Below are 18800 nucleotides of genomic sequence, written 5' to 3' on the forward strand. Positions count from 1 at the left end.
TCGCCCACCTCGCCGGAGAGATGGTCCGTTTTCGTACGGGATCTCCGACGATCGGAGTTACGCGCGATGCGCACGAGTTGCCACTCTTGGGTGACGTTTAGGGGCGTTTCCCTTGCTTGCTCACACCGTCGCGCGCCTACTTGTTCGGCGGCGGCCCGTCCATCGGCCGGCCGAGCACTCCGGGCCGCCGCTGCCAGGGCAGCGGACCGGTGGGCGGACGGTAGGCGACGCCCAGGGCGTCGAGCCGCCGGTAGTGGGAGGCCATCCGCCGCTCGAAGGCCGCGTAGTCCCGGTCGGCGGGGGCGGGCAGGGCGCTCCAGGCGACCTCGGCGAAGGCGGCGAGCCGCGGGAAGAGCTGGTAGTCCACCCGCTCCTGGTTCTCCGTCACCTCGGTCCACAGGTTCGCCTGGGTGCCGATCACATGTCCGGACTCCTCCTCGGTCAGTTCCGCCGGAACCGGCTCGAACCGGTAGACGTCCTCCAGGGTGCGTACGAAGGCGATCGGCACGGGTTCGTCCGCGCCGCCGTCCTCCCGGAAGTTCAGGTACACCTGCTGCTCGGGGCACATCACGACGTCGTGCCCCGCGCGCGCGGCGGCGATCCCGCCCGCGTAGCCGCGCCAGGAGGAGACGGCCGCGCCCTTGGCGAGTCCGCCCTCCAGGATCTCGTCCCAGCCGATGAGCCGGCGTCCGCGTTCGGCGAGCCAGGTGTCGAAGTGCTGGATGAACCAGGACTGGAGTTCGTCCTCGTCGGCGAGGCCGAGTTCCGCGATCCGCGCCTGCGCGGTGGCGGAGGCCCGCCACTGGTCCTTGGGGCATTCGTCGCCGCCGATGTGGACGAACTCCGAGGGGAAGAGCTCCAGGAGTTCCTCGAACACGCCCTCGTAGAACCGCAGGGTGTTCTCGGTGGGGGCGAGCACGTTCGGGCAGACGCCCCAGGTGTCCCAGACGGAGAGGGCGGTGGTGTCGATCACATCGGTGTTGCCCAGTTCCGGATACGCGGCGATGGCGGCCTGCGAGTGCCCGGGTACGTCGATTTCGGGGACGACGGTGATGTGCCGGGCGGCGGCGTAGGCGACGATCTCCCGGATGTCCTCCTGGGTGTAGTAACCGCCGTGGGGTTTGTCCTCCCACAGCGGCGATGCCCGGTGACCGAATTTCGTGCGGGAGCGCCAGGAGCCGGTCTCGGTGAGCTTCGGGTGGCGTTTGATCTCGATGCGCCAGCCCTGGTCGTCCGTCAGGTGGAAGTGCAGGACGTTGAGTTTGTGGGCGGCCATCAGGTCCAGGTAGCGCAGGACGCCGTCCTTCGGCATGAAGTGCCGGGAGACGTCCAGCATCAGTCCGCGCCAGCCGAAGCGGGGCGCGTCCTCGACGCGGCCCAGCGGCAGCCGCCACCGGCGGTCGGGCAGCGGGGCGCGCCGGAAGGCGTCCGGGCCGAGCAGCTGGCGCAGGGTCTGGGCGCCCCAGAAGAGGCCGGCCGGACCGCCGCCGGCGAGGTGCACGCCCTCCGGTGCGACGTCGAGGCGGTAGCCCTCGTCGGCCAGTTCTCCGTCCAGGGCCAGCCGGATCGCGCCGCCGCTGCCAGCCCCGCTTCCCGACCCGGGGGCCAGCGGCAGGCCGGTGGCCGCGCCCAGCGTGGCGCGCAGCCAGCGTTCGGTGTGCTCGGCGCCTTCGCCGGCCACCAGCCGGGTGTCCGGGCCGAGGTCGAAGAAGGCGTCCTGGGTCGCCACTTGACGCGGCTGGGGAATCACGTCGGTCGAGTGCGTCGGGTCGGTCACGTCGTCAGTCCTTCACCGCTCCGCCGAGGCCGGAGACGAGTCGTCGTTGTACGAGTACGAAGAAGACCAGCACCGGAATCGTCATCACCGTGGACGCGGCCATGACGCCGCCCCAGTCGGGATCGTCCGGCTTGTAGAAGACCAGCAGCGCCATCGGCAGCGTCGACTGGGAGGTGTCACTGATGATGAACGACTTGGCGAACAGGAAGTCGTTCCAGGTCGAGATGAAGGAGAAGACGCTGGTGGCCACCAAACCCGGCAGGACCAGCGGGAAAAGGATCTGCCACAGAAAGCGCGTCCGGCTCGCCCCGTCGATGTAGGCGGCCTCCTCCAGGGCCTCCGGCACCGCTTTCACGAAGCCCCGCAGCATCCAGATCGCGAAGGGCAGCGAGAAGGCGATGTGGGGGAGGATCAGCGAGCCCAGCGTGTTCAGCTGCCCGAAGTCCCGCATGAGGAAGAACAGCGGGATGGTGAGCGCCTCCACGGGCACCATCTGGGCCACCAGGAACATGATCAGCAGGGTGGTCCGGAAGCGGAACCGGAAACGCGTCACCGCGGTCGCCGCGAGGAACGCGATCAGCGCAGAGGCGATCACCACACAACCGGCCACGATCAGGCTGTTGAGAAAGTAGCGGCCGAATTCCTGCTGTTCGAACACCCGCCGGAAGGAATCCAGCGAGGGGGTCAGCGTCCAGGGCCGGGGCTCGCTCGACTCGATCTCCCCGGCCGGTTTGAAGGCGCTCAGCACCATCCAGTACAGCGGGAAGGCGACGACCACCGCGATCAGCAGCGCGGACACCTCGGCGGCGAGCCGCCACGGACGGCGCACCTGCGCGCGCAGAAGATTCACAGCTCCTCCCCCTGGCGGCGCAGCAGCCGCAGGTAGACCAGCGTCACCGCGAGCAGGATCAGCAGCATGAACACGCCGATCGCGGAGCCGAGGCTGTACTGCGAGGACGCGAAGGCCTTCTGGTAGGCGTAGACGTTGAGGACCATGTTCTGGCCGGCGATGCCGCCGCCGTTCGTCATCACGTAGATCTGGGTGAAGACCTTGAAGTCCCAGATGACCGACTGGATGGTGACGACCACGAGGATCGGCCGGAGCATCGGCGCGAGCACCGAGCGCCAGACCCGCCACTGCGAGGCCCCGTCGAGCGCGGCGGCCTCCAGCACCTCGGCCGGTACGGCCCGTATCCCGGCGTAGACGGTCACCATGACGAACGGGAAGGAACACCACACCACTTCGAGCAGTACGAGCAGGAAGGCGCTGTACCGCCCGTACGTCCAGGAGTGGTCGCCGATCCCCAGCATCCGGTTGACGGGCCCGAAGTCCGGGTCGAACAGCAGCAGCCAGACGGTGGACCCGGTCACCGCCGGGGTCGCCCACGCGCCCAGCCCCGCCAGCATCAACGCCAGCCGCGGCACGGCCCGCACCCGCGTGAGCAGCACGGCGAGCGCGCACCCGACGGCCAGCGTGGACACCACACAGGCGGCGGCGAACAGCACGGTGGCGAGCAGCACCCGCCAGAACTCCCGGTCCCCGAACAGCTCGGCATAGTTCCCGAACCCCTGAAAGGTAGCCGGCTCCCCACCACTGACCTGAGCCTGCGTGTACTCCAGAAAGGAGATCAACCCAAGCTGATAAACGGGGTAGACCAGCAGCCCACCAAGGACCACAAGAGCGGGCGCGAGATATATCCAAGGGGTGGCGGAGGAGCGCCCGAAGGGGCGCGGGGAACGGCGCGAGAAACCACGACGCACCGTCACCCGCCCACGCACCGCACCCCCCGAGCTCATAGGCGAACCCGTCATCCGGCGGAGCCAAACGCGTCGTCCATCTTCCGAGCCGCGTCCCCAGCGGCAGCGTCCACGTCCTTCTTGCCGCTGACCACCTCCTGGAACATCGTCGGCAGCACCTGCGAGGAGTCGATCGTCGCCCACGCGGGAGAGGCCGGAACGAACTTCGTGCCCGCAGCGAGCGTGTCGACGAACGGCTTCACGAACGGCTCCTTCGCCGCCACCTGCTGCCGTACGTCCGTGAAGGTCGGCAGGAAGCCCATCGCGTCGAACAGGTCGGCCTGCGCCTTCTTCGACGCGAGCCGCTGCATCAGGTCGACGGCGAGGGTGCGGTGCGAGGTGCTCTTCAGGACGCCGATGTTGTTGCCGCCCGCGAAGGCGGGGGCGATGGAGCCGGACTCGACACCCGGCAGCGGCACGACCGCGTACTTGCCCTTCGCCGCGCCGGCCTCCACGGCCTGGTGGCTGAAGTCGCCGCCGATGGCCATGGCCGCCTTGCCGGAGGCGAAGGCGGTGACGGTGTCGTTGCCGCCCATGCCGGCGCACTTGGCGGCGGGGCAGTTGCCGTCCCCGAACAGGGACGTGTACGCCTCGATGCCCTTCCGGGCCGCGGCGCTGTCGATCGCGGAGGCGTACGAGCCGCCCTTGCCGGTGGCGAGTTCACCGCCGTTGGCCCAGATGAACGGCATCGCGCCGTAGGTGTAGGCGCCGCCGACCGCGATGCCGTAGAGGTCGGGCTTCGCGGTGTGCACCTTCTTGGCCGTGGACGCCAGTTCCGCCAGCGACTTGGGAGGTTCGAGACCGAGGTCGTCGAAGACGTCGGTGCGGTAGTAGAGGGCGCGGACGCCGACGAAGTAGGGGGCGCCGTAGACCTTTCCGTCCACGGTGACCGACTGGCGGGCGGTGGGGTCGGCGTCCTTGGCCTCGTCCCAGGCCGCGAACTCCTTGGTGAGGTCGGCGAGTCCGCCGTCCTTGACGTAGCCGGCGGTGTCCGTGTTGCCGAACTCGATGACGTCGGGGGCGCTCTTCGGGTCGTTGAAGGCGGCCTTGATGCGCTGGGCACGGGTCTCGACCGGGATGTACTCCACGGTGACCTTCGTGTCCTCGTGCGCCTTCTCGAAGTCGGCGAGGACCGCGTCGACGACCTTCTCCTTCGGCTTGTTGTTGACCTCCTGGAACAGCCAGACGCGCAACGTGCCGCTCTTCTCGTCCTTGCCGGAGGAGGAGTTGTCGGACGTCTGGGGTGCGCAGGCGGTCGCGGCGACGACGGCCGCGGCCAGCAGTACGGCCAGGCGGGGGGCGAGCTTCATGGAGTCTTTCCTCCGGGCGTGCGTTGCAACATATGCAATGACGGTTTCGCTCTGCACAACACCCAGGAGCGTAGGGAGACATGAACCTGTCCACAAGAGGTCTGAACCAGTTCGTAAACCTCTTTGTTAATCAGCCCGACCGGGCCCGGACGCACGAAGGCCCCCGGAGTGCGCGCGGGCACACTCCGGGGGCCTTCGGGACGAGCTAAGAGGTCCGAACGGACAGGGGCGCTACTTCTTGTCGCCGCCCTTGCCCTCGTCCCCGCCGCCGCTCATGGATTCGTAGATCTCCTTGCACATGGGGCAGACGGGGTACTTCTTGGGGTCGCGGCCCGGTACCCAGACCTTGCCGCACAGCGCCACGACGGGGGTGCCGTCGAGGGCGCTGGCCATGATCTTGTCCTTCTGGACGTAATGCGCGAAGCGCTCGTGATCGCCGTCGCCGTGGGACGTCTGCGGCGTCGGTTCGACGAGGGTTCCCGTACCTGTCCCGCGCTCGGGCTCGAGAGTGCTCATAACCGCCAAGGGTACTGAAGCTCACACGCTTCAGTTGAGCGACGGGTCGTCCGGATACGTCGCCACCATCGCCAGGTCGCCCCGCTGGCGGCGCAGCACCTCGCGCCAGAGTCTCTCCGGGAATGGCGAGGAGACGTCGCCGGGCTCGGACTCGACCACGTACCAGGCGCCCTCGGTCAGCTCGTCCTCCAGCTGGCCGGGCCCCCAGCCCGCGTACCCGGCGAAGATCCGCAGGGCGCCCACGGCGGACGCCAGCAGCTCCGGGGGCGCCTCCAGGTCCACCAGGCCGATAGCGCCGTGCACCCGCCGCCAGCCCAGCGGCGTCCGCTCGCCGGACGCCCCGCCGGGGACGACGGCGACGCCGAGGGCCGAGTCCAGCGACACCGGGCCGCCCTGGAAGACGACGCCGGGCTCGCCGGTCAGGTCCGCCCAGTCCTCCAGGATGTCGCCCACGTCGACCGGCGTGGGGCGGTTGAGGACGACACCGAGGGAGCCCTCCTCGTCGTGGTCGAGGAGGAGCACCACCGCACGCTCGAAGTTCGGGTCCGCCAGGGCGGGCGTTGCCACGAGCAGCCGCCCCGTGAGCGAGGACACCTCGGTCATGCCAGACATGATCCCGCATGTTCCCCTCCCGTGGGGAGGCAATCGGGGGCACGGGAGTGAACACGCCCCCGCGCACGTCCCTCGGTCGTGACCCCCTGTACGCGCCGGGGAACACCGCGTGTTGTGACAAATCCATGACGTTGCCGGACCGTGCGCAGGCGCATGGATGGGGGGTACAAGACGATTACCCTTTCCCTTCTGGCCCCTGCCCAACCCCACGGAACGCGAGATTCATGACCGTCAACGGCGCTGATGACGTACTGCTTGTCCACGGCGGGACCCCGCTGGAGGGCGAGATCCGGGTCCGCGGTGCGAAGAACCTCGTGCCGAAGGCCATGGTGGCCGCCCTGCTGGGCAGTGCGCCGAGCCGGCTGCGCAACGTGCCGGACATCCGCGACGTGCGGGTCGTACGCGGACTGCTGCAGCTGCACGGGGTGACCGTCCGCCCGGGTGAGGAGCCCGGCGAGCTGGTCCTCGACCCCTCCCACGTGGAGAGCGCGAACGTCGCCGACATCGATGCCCACGCGGGTTCGTCGCGCATCCCGATCCTGTTCTGCGGCCCGCTGCTGCACCGCCTCGGGCACGCCTTCATCCCCGGCCTGGGCGGCTGCGACATCGGCGGCCGGCCCATCGACTTCCACTTCGAGGTGCTGCGCCAGTTCGGCGCGAAGATCGAGAAGCGGGCGGACGGCCAGTACCTGGAGGCTCCGCAGCGGCTGCGCGGCACCAAGATCCGGCTGCCGTACCCGTCCGTCGGCGCGACCGAGCAGGTGCTGCTGACCGCCGTGCTCGCCGAGGGCGTCACGGAGCTGTCCAACGCGGCCGTGGAGCCGGAGATCGAGGACCTGATCTGCGTTCTGCAGAAGATGGGCGCGATCATCGCGATGGACACCGACCGCACGATCCGCATCACCGGTGTGGACGAGCTGGGCGGCTACACCCACCGTGCCCTCTCGGACCGCCTGGAGGCCGCCTCCTGGGCCTCCGCGGCGCTGGCCACCGAGGGCAACGTCTATGTCCGCGGGGCCCAGCAGCGCTCGATGATGACGTTCCTGAACACCTTCCGGAAGGTGGGCGGCGCCTTCGAGATCGACGACGAGGGCATCCGCTTCTGGCACCCGGGCGGACGGCTGAAGTCCATCGCCCTGGAGACGGACGTGCACCCCGGCTTCCAGACGGACTGGCAGCAGCCCCTGGTGGTCGCCCTGACGCAGGCCACGGGCCTGTCCATCGTCCACGAGACGGTGTACGAGTCCCGGCTCGGCTTCACCTCCGCGCTCAACCAGATGGGCGCCCACATCCAGCTCTACCGCGAGTGCCTCGGCGGCTCCGACTGCCGCTTCGGCCAGCGCAACTTCCTGCACTCGGCCGTCGTCTCCGGGCCGACCAAGCTGGAGGGCGCCGACCTGGTCATCCCCGACCTGCGCGGCGGCTTCTCGTACCTGATCGCCGCCCTCGCGGCCCAGGGCACCTCCCGGGTCCACGGCATCGACCTGATCAACCGCGGCTACGAGAACTTCATGGACAAGCTCGTGGAGCTGGGCGCAAAGGTGGAACTCCCGGGCAAGGCCCTGGGCTGACCCGCGCAGACACGCCGATGGGGCGGTCACCCGGACCCGGGTGACCGCCCCATCGGCGTTACGTCGAACGCCCCAAAGGGGCGCGGGGAACTGCGCGACCAGCCACAACGGGCCCGCAGCCGCGAAACGACCGCACCCCGTACGAACGATCCGCACAGTCCCCGGCACTCCAAGCGGAGCGCTTACTTACCCTTGGCGGCTTCCTTGAGCTTGGAACCCGCGGAGACCTTGACGCTGTAGCCGGCCGGGATCTGGATCGGCTCGCCGGTCTGCGGGTTGCGGGCGGTGCGAGCGGCACGGTGGGTGCGCTCGAAGGTCAGGAAGCCGGGGACGGTGACCTTCTCGTCGCCCTTGGAGACGATGTCGCCGACAACCTCGGCGAACGCGGCCAGCACGGCGTCGGCGTCCTTGCGGGTCACCTCGGCGCGGTCGGCCAGCGCGGCCACCAGCTCACTGCGGTTCATGTTGTTACTCCCGTGTTCTTCTTGCCGTTGAGGCGTGCCACGCGGCGGAGCCGCATGTTGGGCACAGCGATGCCGATGCTGCCAGGGCCCTCTGACATTCCCCGGACCCGGGTCGGTCGTCAGACCCTCGCGCCCAGGGAGGCATCCTGCCTCCACCTGCGGCGGTAAAGCCAATCCGGCACCCCCAGGAGTCGTGAGAACACCCTTGGGAGTCACACGCCGAGAGGGCCTGAGCCTTGCGCAACCCTAGAGGGCGATACGAGGCCCGACATCCCGCGACGCGCCGGAGGGGCGGCCCGCCGTGGTGATCCTCACCACCACGCCACAGGCCGCCTTCCCCGGGCGGGGGAACCTACGCCACCACTCCGGCGGCCTTCGCCGCCTCCCGCACGGCGCCCGCGACGGCACCGGCGACCTTGTCGTTGAAGACGCTGGGGATGATGTAGTTCGGGTTGATCTCGTCCTCGGTCACCACGTCCGCGAGGGCGTGTGCGGCGGCGAGCATCATCTCGGTGTTGACGGTGCGGGACTGGGCGTCAAGGAGGCCGCGGAAGACGCCCGGGAAGACCAGCACGTTGTTGATCTGGTTCGGGAAGTCGCTGCGGCCGGTGGCGACGACCGCGGCCGTCTCGCGGGCGATCGCCGGGTCCACCTCGGGGTCGGGGTTCGCGAGCGCGAACACGATCGCGCCGTCCGCCATGGCGGCCACGTCCTCGCCGTCCAGGACGTTGGGGGCGGAGACGCCGATGAAGACGTCGGCGCCGTGCACGGCCTCCTTGAGGGTGCCGGTGAGGCCCTCGGGGTTGGTGTTGTCGGCGATCCAGCGCAGGGCGGACTCGGGCGCGGCGTCCACCAGGTCGGCGCGGCCCGTGTGCACGACGCCGTGGATGTCGGCGACGACGGCGTTCTTGACCCCGGCGGCGAGCAGCAGCTTGAGGATGGCCGTACCGGCCGCGCCGGCGCCGGACATGACGACCCGTACGTTCTCGATGGGCTTGTCGACCACGCGCAGGGCGTTGGTCAGCGCGGCGAGCACGACGATGGCGGTGCCGTGCTGGTCGTCGTGGAAGACGGGGATGTCGAGGGCCTCGCGCAGCCGGGCCTCGATCTCGAAGCAGCGGGGCGCGGAGATGTCCTCCAGGTTGATGCCGGCGAAGCCCGGGGCGATGGCCTTGACGATCTCGACGATCGCGTCGGTGTCCTGGGTGTCCAGGCAGATCGGCCAGGCGTCGATGCCGGCGAACCGCTTGAACAGGGCCGCCTTGCCCTCCATCACCGGCAGCGCGGCCTTCGGGCCGATGTTGCCGAGGCCGAGCACGGCGGAACCGTCCGTCACGACCGCAACGGAGTTGCGCTTGATGGTGAGGCGCCGGGCGTCCTCGGGGTTCTCCGCGATCGCCATGCAGACGCGGGCCACGCCCGGCGTGTAGACCATGGACAGGTCGTCGCGGTTGCGGATCGGGTGCTTGGACTGCATCTCGATCTTGCCGCCGAGGTGCATGAGGAAGGTACGGTCCGAGACCTTGCCCAGGCTGACGCCCTCGATGCCGCGCAGCTGCTCCACGATCTCGTCGGCGTGGGCGGTCGAGCCGGCCGCGATGGTGACGTCGATCCGGAGCTTGTCGTGGCCGGAGGCCGTGACGTCGAGACCGGTGACCGAGCCGCCGGCGGACTCCACCGCTGTGGTGAGCTGCGAGACGGCGGTTCCGCCGGCGGGCACCTCCAGTCGGACCGTCATCGAGTAGGAGACGCTGGGCGCCGTTGCCATGGCCGACTTCCTCTGCTTTCACCGTGTAACTGGGTTGTGCCGTCCGATCGTCGCACCTACCACTGGGTACGCGGTAGCCGCCCCGGATTGCGAACTTTTTGTTCACCCGGATTTCGGAAAACGACTTCCACCATACGAGAAGTAGCCCGTCGGGGGAAGGGGTCACCGGAAGACGCGCGGCGGACGCGACCCGGCCGCCGAAGGAACCCACGGGACGGGAATTGTCTTGCGGGGATCGTTTGTTACCTTGGACGTGGCACCGGCTCGATCCAAGCCCCCGGGCCCAACCTTCGTCGCTACGAGCGACCACTTGCCGCGAGGCGAGCATGGCGGGTCGGTGCCACTTGAACGAGAGCGAAGGGCCCGCGCCGACGGCGCGGGCCCTTCGCACGTCCCGGGGCCGGCCCCGGCCCGGCACTCAGTCGCGCAGCAGGTCGGGCACCCCCGAGGCGTCCGGCTGGTCGCGCTCGCACGAGACGACCGTCAGCTGCTGCGTGGCCCGGGTCAGGGCGACGTACAGCACCCGCAGTCCGGCGGGCGACTCGTCGGCGATCTCGGCCGGGGAGACCACGACCGTGGCGTCGTACTCCAGGCCCTTGGCCTCCAGGCTGCCCAGCGCCACCACCCGGTCACCGAGCCCGGCCAGCCAGCGCCGGGCCTCCTCGCGCCGGTTCATGGCGACCACGACGCCGACGGTGCCGTCGACGAGGTCGAGCAGCCGGGCCGCCTCCGCGCGTGCCGTCCGGGCGAGGGACTCCTCCACCACCGCGAAACGCGGCCGCACGCCGGTCGAACGCACGGCCGACGGGGACGGCGCGCCGGGCATGGCCAGGGCGAGGACCTTCGCCGCCAGCTCGGCGATCTCGGCCGGGTTGCGGTAGTTCACGGTCAGTTCGAAGCGGCGGCGCGGGCGGCTGCCGAGGGCCTCGTCACGGGCGGCGGCCGCCTCGTCGGGGTCGGACCAGGAGGACTGGGCCGGGTCGCCGACGACCGTCCAGGTGGCGTGCCGGCCGCGGCGGCCGACCATCCGCCACTGCATGGGCGTGAGGTCCTGCGCCTCGTCGACGATGACGTGGGCGTACTCGGTGCGTTCCTGGGCGAGGCGCTCGGCGCGCTCCCACTGGGTCTCCTCGCGCTGCGGCATCAGCTCCTCCAGGCCGGTGAGCTGGTCCAGCGGGTCCTGCTCGCGCCGCTTGCGGGGGCGGGCCGGGGTGCCGACGATCGCCTGGAGCTCGTCGAGCAGGGCGATGTCGTGCACGGAGCGGCCCTCGCGGCGCAGCGAGCGGGCGACCTTGCGGATCTCGCCCGGATTCAGCACGCGCCGGGCCCAGCGGCCCAGCCGGCGCTCGTCCGCCATGGCCGCAAGCACGGCGCCCGGGGTCAGCTCGGGCCACCAGGCGTCGAGGAAGGCGGTGAAGGAGTCCTCCGAGCTGACGTCCTCGTCGAAGGAGGAGCGCAGCTCGGCGGCCAGCTCGGGGTCGGTGTGCCGGGCCCCGGCGCCCGACCGCTCCCACAGGGCGTCCAGGAGCAGGCGGCGGGCACGGGGGCGCAGCAGGTTGACGGGCGCGGTGCCGCCGAGGACGGTGCGGCGGATGCCGGCCAGCTCCTCGGCCTCCAGTTCGAGGCGGCGACCGAAGGCGACGACCCTGAGCAGCGTCGGCGAGTCGGCCGGTTCCAGCGCGCCGCGGGCGGCCTTGCGCAGCACCCGGAGCATGCGCGAGGAGCCCTTGACGCGGGCGGTCGCCGGGGAGTCGTACAGCGTGGCCTCGGCGCCGTCGACCAGGGAACCGATCGCGCGGATGGCGACCTGCCCCTCCTCACCCAGTGAGGGCAGTACGCCCTCGGTGTACGCCACGAGCAGCGGGGTCGGCGAGACGATGAGGATGCCGCCCGCGTACCGGCGCCGGTCCTGGTAGAGCAGGTACGCCGCCCGGTGCAGGGCGACGGCGGTCTTGCCGGTGCCGGGGCCGCCCTCGACGTAGGTCACGGAGGCGGCGGGGGCGCGGATCACCCGGTCCTGCTCGGCCTGGATGGAGGCCACGATGTCCCGCATGGAGTGGGTGCGGGCCTGGCCGAGGGCGGCCATCAGGGCGCCGTCGCCGACGACGGCCAGCTCCTCGCCGTCCAGCCGGGCGGTGACCTCGGGGCGCATGAGGTCGTCCTCGACGCCGAGGACGCGCCGCCCCTTGGAGCGGATCACCCGGCGGCGCACGACCCGGCCCGGGTCGACCGGCGTGGACCGGTAGAAGGGGGCGGCGGCGGGCGCCCGCCAGTCGATGACCAGCGGCGCGTAGTCCTCGTCCAGGACGCCGATGCGGCCGATGTGCAGGGTCTCGGCGATGTCGGCGGTGTTGTCGGGTCCGAGGGCGCCCTCGGCGGGCTCCACCGCGGTGTACGCGCCGTCCGGGCCCTTCTTGCCGTCCTTGCCGAGGAGCAGGTCGATGCGGCCGAACAGGAAGTCCTCGAACTCGTTGTTCAGGCGGTTGAGGTGGATGCCGGCCCGGAAGACCTGCGCGTCGCGCTCGGCCAGGGCGCCGGGCGTGCCGACGTGGCCGCGCTGGGCGGCGTCGTGCATGAGGAACTCCGCCTCGTGGATCTTCTCCTCGAGGCGTCGGTACACCCGGTCGAGGTGCGCCTGTTCCACGTCGATCTCTCGGTCCCGTACGGAGTCCGCCCGTGCGGCGTCCCCGCGTGCGGGGTCGTGCTCCGAGTCGACCGCCGGATCCTGTTGCGCCTGTGCGGCCACCGGGCCCCCTTCTGACGTGCTGGGCAGCCGTCAAAAATACGCGAAGGGGGCCCGGGAAGCTACGCCGCGCCCGGCGGCGGCGCTACGCGTCGACCTCCACCAGTCGCTTCCCGTCGAAGGTCATGACCTCGAAGTGGGAGATCTGGTTGGGTTCGAAGGCGGCCCCGCCGTGCACGTAGAGGGGCTTCTTGCCCTTCTCGGTGGTGGCGCCCGGTATGCCGTAACCCCAGTCGGGGACCGTCCAGGAGGTGAGCGTCTCCCGCTCGCCGTTCTTGCCGACGGCGATCAGGGAGCACTTCTGGGGGCCCTTGAGGTTCTTCAGCTCCAGGACCGTCTCGGTGCCCCATGCCTTCTTCTCCAGTGCCACGGTGGCGCTGACCTGGGTGGCCGGGTCGGTGGCGGTGACCCGGTCCGGCATGGCGGCGAAGGCGGACTCGGCCGGGCTCGCGGCCTGCTGCGACGCCTCGGTCTTGCGGCCGCCATCGTCGTCGTCGCCCCCGCCTCCGCCCGTGGTCGCCACGGCGGCGAACGGGCCGCCGATGATCAGCGCGGCCGCGGTGCCCACCAGGTAGAAGTTGCGGCGGCGCTTGCTCGCGCGCCGCTCGGCGACCTCGTCGACGAGCCGCTCCGAGAGCCGTGGGCTGGGCTTCGCGGTGAGCGACTCGGCGATCGCGGGCGTACCGGTGCCCGGCAGGTCCGCGAGCGCCGCCATCATCGGCTCCATGCCTGCCAGCTCGTCGAGCTGCTGGGCGCACCACTCGCAGGTGGCGAGGTGGGCCTCGAAGGCCGTCGCCTCGGCGTCGTCGAGGATCCCGAGGGCGTAGGCGCCGACGGTCTCGTGCTCGTTCGGCGCCGGTGATCCCTGCATGGGGACAGGACTACCCGTGTCCCCCGGGCCGAATCCCCCGCCGAATCCCTGAGCTCCCCCGTACCCGCTCATCACGCCGTCACCCCCCGCTCCTCCAGAGCCAGCTTCATCGAACGCAGCGCGTAGAACACCCGGGAGCGAACGGTGCCGCTGGGTATGCCCAGTGTCTGCGCCGCCTCATTGACGGTACGCCCTTTGAAGTACGTCTCGACGAGGACCTCCCGGTGGGCCGGGGTCAGGTCGTCGAGCGCGTCCGACAGCGTCATCAGCCACAGCGCCTTGTCGATCTCGTCCTCCGCGGGGATGACCTCCAGCGGCGACGGATCGACCTCCTGCGGCCGGGCCTGCCGGCTGCGGTGGCCGTCGATGACGATGCGACGCGCGACCGTCACCAGCCAGGGGCGTACCGATCCGGTCGCACGGTTGAGCTGACCGGCGTTCTTCCAGGCACGGATGAGCGTCTCCTGGACGACGTCCTCGGCGCGCTGGCGGTCCCCCGCGACCAGCCGCAGCACGTAGGCCAGCAAGGGGCCGGCGTGCTCGCGGTACAGCGCGCGCATCAGCTCCTCGTCGGGCTCCGAGGACGACTGCGACATGCGATGTCGGGCCCTCGCACCACGTTCGTTGGCCACGACGGAATCCTTGCGCACGCCCACCTCCGGTGTCCGGGGGATCCCCCAGTCGGTCGCTCGCCCATCCGGTACGGACGCGAAGTGCGGCGTGTTCAAACCGAGATGAAAGATTTCCCGGGGGCGGTGCGACGAACGGGGCGCGAGGGGCGCTACGGGTACTTACCGGGCGAGGGCGGCGCGGCGGCGGTGCCGGGCGACGCGTTCGCGGTTGCCGCAGATCTCGCTGGAGCACCAGCGCCGGCGGCGGCCGCGGGAGGTGTCCACGTACACGATGGGGCAGTTGTCGCCCGCGCACTGCCTGAGGCTCGCCCGCGCGACGGGGTCGGTGAGCAGTTCCACGGCGTCCCGGGCGAGGGCGCCGAGCAGCGCGGCGCACCGCGGCGGTCCGGTCAGCTCCCGCACCAGTGCGCCGTCCTCGCCGGGCACCGCGCGGGGGGCGGGCGGTGCGGCGAGGGCGAGTTCGTTGACGCGGGCGAGGGCGAGGGCGTGGCGGGGGTTGCGGGGCACCGGCCGGCTCCGCACCAACCCGGCGGTCTCGGCGCGCAGTTCGTGGAAGCCGCTCAGCCAGGAGCGGTCGGCGTGCGCCAGCGGGGTGCCGGGCGGGACGATCCCGGAGCCGGTGATCCAGGCGCGCAGGGCGTCGACGGAGTCGAGGCGTTCCGCGGGGTGGGTGGTGGCGATGAGGTCCAGACAGATCCGCCCGGTGTCGAACCGCAGCTCGTACGGGTCGGTGGCCGTACCCAGTGCCATGTTCCTGTCACCGCCTAGGGCTTGCCCGCTCAGGCACGGGCCCGGAAAGGGGAGCAGGGGGACCACGCGGGCCGCGCGCGGACCGCTCCCCTCTACAGTGCCTGCCCGCACCCGCGCCCGGAACCCCTCGCACCGCTCCCGCGTGGACGCTCGCGCATGCGCCCGCGCGCCACGGCCATGTCCGGCGCACGGCGGGGCCGGTTGACTGGACGCATGACAGACATCAACGGGGAACAGCGGTCCCGCACCGCCGGTGGAGTACTGGTGGCGGCCACGGTCGCCGCGGGCCTGATGGCCGGGACCTTCTTCGTCTTCGCCTGCGCCGTGATGCCGGCGCTGGCGCGCAGCGACGACCGGGTGTACGTCGACGTGATGCGCGACGTCAACGAGGTGATCCAGAACCCGGTGTTCCTGCTGGCCTTCATGGGCGCGCTCGCCCTCGCGGGACTCGCGGGGTGGCAGTCGCGCCGGACGCCCGGCCGCTGGTGGATCTGGGCGGGCGCGACGGCGTACGCGCTCGCCTTCCTGGTCACGGTGGGCGCCAACATCCCCCTCAACGACGCCCTGGCCCGCCCCGGCGACCCGGCGGCGCTGCGCGAGCGGTTCGAGGACCCTTGGGTGGCCTGGAACGTCGTACGCGCCGCCCTGTCGACACTGGCGACGGCGTGCCTGGCCACGGGCCTGGCGACACGAAACCGCCCGACGCGACCGGCACCCTCGGCCCCACGACCCCCTACGGCCTCCCCCGCAATCCCGCACCGGACGTCGCACTGAGCACCCCGGCGAACGCCCGCCCGGCAGGGCGCCTGTCACCCGGCCCGACCGGAGCCCGCGGCACCGCAACGCCCCACGGCCGCCCACGGCACACCGCACCGGACCTCGCACTGAACACCCCGGCGAACGCCCGCCCGACGGGGCGCCGAGGTGGCGGACGCCCGCCCGGCAGGGCGCCGGTCACCCGGCCCGACCGGAGCCCGCGGCACCGCAACGCCCCACCGCCGCCCACGGCACACCGCACCGGACCTCGCACTGAACACCCCGGCGAACGCCCGCCCGGTGGGGCGCCGGGCCCAGCCGCGGCCGACCGCTGAGGACCCGGCATCCCGCAGCCCACGGCCTGGGCGAGTCGCACGCGCCTGGCCCCCCGCCTGCACCGCAGCCCGGGTGGGCCTGTGCTGCCGGGGCGGCAGGCGGGTGGAGGTGGGAGGGGCCGGGGCCGTCAACGGCACGGCGCGGCGACGCGAACCGTGCCGCTCGCCGCGCGGCCCGGCGGGGCCGGGTGGCTGGGGGTCAGTCCGTCGTGTACTTGGCGTCCGTGGCCGGGTCGAGGGCGAGGCGGTAGCCGCGTTTGACCACCGTCTGGATCAGCTTCGGGGCGCCGAGGGACGTGCGCAGGCGGGCCATGGCCGTCTCGACGGCGTGTTCGTCGCGGCCGGTGCCCGGCAGCGCGCGCAGCAGCTCCGCGCGGGGCACGACCCAGCCGGGCCGCCGGGCGAGGGCGCGCAGCAGGGACATGCCGGCGGGCGGCACGGTCCGCAGCTCCCCGTCGACGAGCACCGCGTGTCCGCGGATCTCCAGCCGGTGCCCGGCGACCGGCAGGGCACGGGCACGGGCCGGCAGCTCCTGGCAGAGCAGCTGGACGAGGGGGCCGAGCCGGAAGCGCTCGGGCTGGACCGTGTCGACGCCGTGCGCCTGGAGCGGCACCGCGGTGACCGGGCCGACGCAGGCGGGCAGCACGTCGTGGCCGAACGCGGCGAGCAGCTCCGGCAGCAGGCCCCGCTCCTCGGCCCGGCCCAGCAGCGAGACCGCGGCGGGCGCGCTGGTGAAGGTCACGGCGTCCACGCCCCGCGACACGGCGGCGTCCAGCAGCCGGTCCACCGGCCCGAGGTCCTCCGGCGGCAGCCACCGGTACACGGGCACGCCCACCACCTCGGCGCCGCCCTCCCGCAGCGCCTCCACGAACCCCGGCAGCGGCTCACCGTGCAGCTGTACGGCGATCCGGCGGCCCTCGACGCCCTGCTCCAGGAGCCGGTCCAGGACCTCGGCCATGGACTCCGAGGCGGGTGACCACCGCTCCGTCAGCCCCGCGGCCCGTACCGCGCCCTTCACCTTGGGCCCGCGCGCCAGCAGCTCCACCGTGCGCAGCCGCTCCAGCAGGGTCTCGCCGAGCCCCCAGCCGTCGGCGGCCTCCACCCAGCCCCGGAACCCGATGGCGGTGGTGGCGACGACGACGTCCGGTGCCTGGTCGACGATGCCCTTGGTCGCGGCCATCAGCTCGGCGTCGTCGGCCAGCGGCACGATCCGCAGCGCCGGTGCGTGCAGGACGGTGGCACCGCGCCGCTGGAGCAGCGCACCCAGTTCGTCGGCCCGGCGGGCGGCGGTGACGCCCACGGTGAACCCGGCCAGCGGGCCGTGGTCGGGTCGCTGCGGTCCGTCGCCCGCGCCGCCCACGCCGCCCACCTCGCTTACGTCGTCCATCGCTCGCCGCACTCCGATCCGTTCACACCCACGTGCCCAGTCACGTGGACGACCGAGCCTGTCAACCGTGCGTGACAGGCTCGGTTCCGCTTCATGTCACCAGTGTTACGTCACACCTCGGCATAGCTGAGCTGCGCTTCCGTCTTCGCCGCCGATGCCCCCGCCGCACCGCGCACGGCGGGCCGGCGAAGGTATACCGCCCATGTCACCACGATGCACACGGCGTAGAAGGCCAGGAAGGCGACGAAGGCACCGGTTCCCGATCCGGAGGACAGGAAGGACTGGCGGAAGGCGAGGTTGATCCCGACGCCGCCGAGGCCGCCCACCGCACCGATCAGCCCCATCGACGCACCGGACAGGCGTCGTCCGTGCCGCACGGCCTCCTCCCCCGTCAGGCCACGGGCCAGCGCCTTGGAGTGGAAGATGCCGGGAATCATCTTGAACGTCGAGCCGTTGCCGAGCCCGCTGAGCACGAACAGTGCCACGAACACGGTCACGAACAGCGCCAGCGACTTCTCCATGCTGGCCAGGACGAGCACCGCGGTGGCGGCGGCCATGGCGACGAAGTTCCACAGGGTGATCCTCGAACCGCCGTACCGGTCGGCGAGCCTGCCGCCCAGCGGCCGGACGAGGGAGCCGAGCAGCGGGCCGATGAACGTGAGGTACGCGGCCTGCAGCGGCGTCCGCCCGAACTGGGTGGTCAGCACCTGGCCGAAGGCGAAGCTGTAGCCGATGAACGAGCCGAAGGTGCCGACGTACAGCACCGACATGATCCAGGTGTGGGCGTCCTTGGCCGCGTCCTTGGCGGCTCCGGTGTCGTTCTTCACCGTGGTGAGGTTGTCCATGAAGCGCGCGGCGAGGACGGCGGCGACGAGGATCAGCGGGATGTAGACGCCGAGCAGCACCCGGGGTCCGCCGCTCGCCCCGATGATCGCGAGGGCGACGAGTTGGATGACCGGCACGCCGACGTTCCCGCCCCCGGCGTTGAGGCCCAGCGCCCACCCCTTCTCCCTGAGCGGGAAGAAGGCGTTGATGTTGGTCATGGACGAGGCGAAGTTGCCGCCTCCGATCCCGGCCAGCAGCCCGACCAGCAGGAAGGTCGAGAAGGACGTCCCGGGCTCCATCACCACGAAGGCCGCGACCGTCGGGACCAGGAGCAGGCTCGCCGAGACGATCGTCCAGTTGCGGCCGCCGAAGACCGCGACGGCGAAGGTGTACGGCACCCGCACGACGGCACCGACCAGGGTCACCACGGACGTCAGCAGGAACTTGTCGGCCGGTGTCAGCCCGTACTCCGGGCCCATGAAGAGCACCAGCACGGACCACAGGGTCCAGACGGAGAACCCGATGTGCTCGGAGAGCACGGAGAAGAGCAGGTTCCGCCGGGCCGTTCGCCGACCCGTCTCCTTCCAGAAGGTCTCGTTCTCCGGATCCCAGTGCTCGATCCAGCGTCCGCCACGGGCTTTCATCGCGCCTCCACGGTGCTCCACAGCTCGGTGGTGCCGACGCTA

At 71.4% G+C, this 18800-nt stretch carries 16 protein-coding genes; 2 read left to right on the forward strand and 14 right to left on the reverse strand.

Features of this window, described 5'->3' with window-relative positions; translation table 11 throughout:
• Positions 1-136 precede the first annotated feature (136 nt).
• From IE258_RS11740 to IE258_RS11765, 6 genes are all read right to left on the reverse strand, one after another.
• Positions 137-1777 (reverse strand): beta-N-acetylhexosaminidase, encoded by a 1641-nt coding sequence (locus IE258_RS11740; RefSeq protein WP_189742491.1) that lies wholly within the window; start codon positions 1775-1777, stop codon positions 137-139.
• A gap of 4 nt (positions 1778-1781) precedes the next feature.
• A complete protein-coding gene (locus IE258_RS11745) occupies positions 1782-2627 on the reverse strand; it encodes a carbohydrate ABC transporter permease (RefSeq protein WP_052841721.1) in 846 nt (281 codons plus the stop codon).
• Positions 2624-3589 carry a carbohydrate ABC transporter permease gene (locus IE258_RS11750; RefSeq protein ID WP_189742494.1) on the reverse strand — a complete coding sequence of 322 codons (966 nt, stop codon included), beginning with the start codon at positions 3587-3589 and terminating at the stop codon, positions 2624-2626. The genes IE258_RS11745 and IE258_RS11750 overlap by 4 nt, the downstream gene beginning before the upstream one ends.
• Positions 3586-4884 carry an extracellular solute-binding protein gene (locus IE258_RS11755; RefSeq protein WP_189742498.1) on the reverse strand — a complete coding sequence of 433 codons (1299 nt, stop codon included), beginning with the start codon at positions 4882-4884 and terminating at the stop codon, positions 3586-3588. Before IE258_RS11755 ends, IE258_RS11750 begins: the two co-directional genes overlap by 4 nt.
• Before the next feature lie 231 nt (positions 4885-5115).
• Entirely contained in the window at positions 5116-5400 is a 285-nt protein-coding gene (locus IE258_RS11760; protein WP_030402030.1) for a DUF3039 domain-containing protein, read from the reverse strand.
• A gap of 30 nt (positions 5401-5430) precedes the next feature.
• Positions 5431-6003 carry a YqgE/AlgH family protein gene (locus IE258_RS11765; protein WP_161381962.1) on the reverse strand — a complete coding sequence of 191 codons (573 nt, stop codon included), beginning with the start codon at positions 6001-6003 and terminating at the stop codon, positions 5431-5433.
• A gap of 233 nt (positions 6004-6236) precedes the next feature.
• On the opposite strand from IE258_RS11765, the gene murA reads away from it, so the two are divergent.
• Positions 6237-7583 (forward strand): UDP-N-acetylglucosamine 1-carboxyvinyltransferase, encoded by a 1347-nt coding sequence (murA, locus tag IE258_RS11770; RefSeq protein ID WP_030180233.1) that lies wholly within the window; start codon positions 6237-6239, stop codon positions 7581-7583.
• A 182-nt stretch (positions 7584-7765) separates the two neighbouring features.
• Here murA and IE258_RS11775 read toward each other — a convergent pair whose 3' ends face one another.
• The 6 genes from IE258_RS11775 to IE258_RS11800 all read right to left on the reverse strand — a co-directional run bounded on the left by IE258_RS11775 (position 7766) and on the right by IE258_RS11800 (position 14811).
• Positions 7766-8047 carry an HU family DNA-binding protein gene (locus IE258_RS11775; RefSeq protein ID WP_004987462.1) on the reverse strand — a complete coding sequence of 94 codons (282 nt, stop codon included), beginning with the start codon at positions 8045-8047 and terminating at the stop codon, positions 7766-7768.
• 352 nt (positions 8048-8399) lie between these two features.
• Positions 8400-9815 carry an NAD-dependent malic enzyme gene (locus IE258_RS11780; protein ID WP_189742501.1) on the reverse strand — a complete coding sequence of 472 codons (1416 nt, stop codon included), beginning with the start codon at positions 9813-9815 and terminating at the stop codon, positions 8400-8402.
• A gap of 418 nt (positions 9816-10233) precedes the next feature.
• Complete coding sequence (locus tag IE258_RS11785) at positions 10234-12561, reverse strand: HelD family protein (protein WP_189742504.1); 2328 nt, start codon at positions 12559-12561, stop codon at positions 10234-10236.
• A gap of 82 nt (positions 12562-12643) precedes the next feature.
• Positions 12644-13429, reverse strand: a complete 786-nt coding sequence (gene rsuA, locus IE258_RS11790; RefSeq protein WP_189742506.1) for an anti-sigma U factor RsuA — start codon at positions 13427-13429, stop codon at positions 12644-12646.
• A 71-nt stretch (positions 13430-13500) separates the two neighbouring features.
• Positions 13501-14025, reverse strand: coding sequence for a sigma-70 family RNA polymerase sigma factor (locus IE258_RS11795; protein WP_007450155.1), 525 nt, complete (start codon positions 14023-14025; stop codon positions 13501-13503).
• A 195-nt stretch (positions 14026-14220) separates the two neighbouring features.
• Complete coding sequence (locus IE258_RS11800; RefSeq protein WP_189742509.1) at positions 14221-14811, reverse strand: CGNR zinc finger domain-containing protein; 591 nt, start codon at positions 14809-14811, stop codon at positions 14221-14223.
• Positions 14812-15024: 213 nt separating this feature from the next.
• On the opposite strand from IE258_RS11800, the gene IE258_RS11805 reads away from it, so the two are divergent.
• Entirely contained in the window at positions 15025-15585 is a 561-nt protein-coding gene (locus tag IE258_RS11805; protein WP_189742511.1) for an anthrone oxygenase family protein, read from the forward strand.
• A gap of 516 nt (positions 15586-16101) precedes the next feature.
• Here IE258_RS11805 and IE258_RS11810 read toward each other — a convergent pair.
• Positions 16102-17289 (reverse strand): uroporphyrinogen-III synthase, encoded by a 1188-nt coding sequence (locus IE258_RS11810; RefSeq protein ID WP_189742514.1) that lies wholly within the window; start codon positions 17287-17289, stop codon positions 16102-16104.
• Between the two features lie 110 nt (positions 17290-17399).
• Positions 17400-18758, reverse strand: a complete 1359-nt coding sequence (locus tag IE258_RS11815; protein WP_189742517.1) for a nitrate/nitrite transporter — start codon at positions 18756-18758, stop codon at positions 17400-17402.
• Between the last annotated feature and the right edge of the window lie 42 nt (positions 18759-18800).

The organism is Streptomyces tendae (assembly GCF_014650435.1).
Classification (GTDB): Bacteria; Actinomycetota; Actinomycetes; order Streptomycetales; family Streptomycetaceae; genus Streptomyces; species Streptomyces tendae.